Below are 1,017 nucleotides of genomic sequence, written 5' to 3' on the forward strand. Positions count from 1 at the left end.
GGGGGAGGCTCACTAGATTGTCGTCAAACTGGTACTGCAACTTGCCGTAGTGGATGACCTCGTTGATCACCAGAAGGTCGGGTAGCATTCCGCCACCAGGGTAAAACCATACCACGACCTTTTCTCCATCTTACAGCAGAGCTCGCCAATCGTTGTGCCTGCTTCCGGCTGCCTCAGCGCAAAGGCAATCTGTTCATCGCTGAATCGTTTCTTCGGCATCGGTACACTCCTCTTGTGCCAGGAATGCACCCAAAATTCCGCATTCAAACCGGACCAGTTTCTCGGGTCAGGACCAGGTTGATAATCTGGCGAATTCGGACGACGGCCCCAGGCCGCCGCCCGCACTGGCCGTCAGCGGGAGGCGCCGCGAATTACGCGCAGGATCAGCGCCAGTGCAAACAGCACGAGAAAAATAAAGAACAGGATCTGTGCGATCCCAGCGGAGGCCGAAGCGATGCCGCCAAATCCGAAGATGCCGGCAATGATGGCAACGGCTAGGAAAATGAGAGCCCAATTGAGCATACCTTGTCCTTTCGGTTGCGAGTTGTTGTTAGTAAAACCCTTCAGGCAGCCAAAAGTTCCGCATTGCGGTCGGCGTTGTTGCAGAACTCTGACTTCAGAGGTTTCACATCAGGAATCCATGCGCTTACACGGTCCGCATGAGCAAACCATCTCCCTCCCGCTATCGCACGACGAACTGGTCCAGCTGCAACGCCGCGTTGTGCAAGCGGGGCTCGCTGCTGATCTGGGTGAACAAGGACATGACCTGGCGCGCGCCGCAGGCAGGCCGCCCGGGCCGCCCAGCGGTCTTTTCCGTCGCGGCGATCCAGTTCTGTCTGTCGATCAAAGTGCTGTTCAAGTTGCCCTTTGCAGGGCGTCTGGCACGGCCCCGCTTTCGTTCAGAGCCTCCAGTATCTCCTCCCAAAGCCCCGCCAGCGTCCAGCGCCGAAACTGGCGGTAGACGCTCGACCACTTGCCAAACCCTTCCGGCAGGTCACGCCATGGAGCACCCGTCCG

The 1,017-nt window shown here is 58.4% G+C and carries 1 protein-coding gene and 3 pseudogenes; 1 reads left to right on the forward strand and 3 read right to left on the reverse strand.

Annotation, left to right across the window (positions count from 1 at the left end; genetic code table 11):
• Positions 1–126: 126 nt before the first annotated feature.
• Positions 127–219, reverse strand: a pseudogene (locus tag L1069_RS24350) (transposase); the annotation flags it as partial.
• A gap of 132 nt (positions 220–351) precedes the next feature.
• Positions 352–522 carry a DUF1328 domain-containing protein gene (locus L1069_RS23765; RefSeq protein ID WP_129372238.1) on the reverse strand — a complete coding sequence of 57 codons (171 nt, stop codon included), beginning with the start codon at positions 520–522 and terminating at the stop codon, positions 352–354.
• Between the two features lie 137 nt (positions 523–659).
• Between L1069_RS23765 and L1069_RS23770 the strand changes: the two are divergent.
• Positions 660–866, forward strand: a pseudogene (locus L1069_RS23770) (transposase); the annotation flags it as partial.
• A gap of 1 nt (position 867) precedes the next feature.
• Here the strand turns inward: L1069_RS23770 and L1069_RS23775 are convergent.
• Positions 868–1,017: pseudogene (locus L1069_RS23775) on the reverse strand (transposase); the annotation flags it as partial.

This window comes from Leisingera sp. MMG026, from assembly GCF_021654205.1.
GTDB lineage: Bacteria > Pseudomonadota > Alphaproteobacteria > Rhodobacterales > Rhodobacteraceae > Leisingera.

Coding starts and splice junctions, on each gene's coding strand:
- L1069_RS23765 (WP_129372238.1), bottom strand. CDS start 522: ATGCTCAATTGGGCTCTCATTTTCCTAGCCGTTGCCATCATTGCCGGC.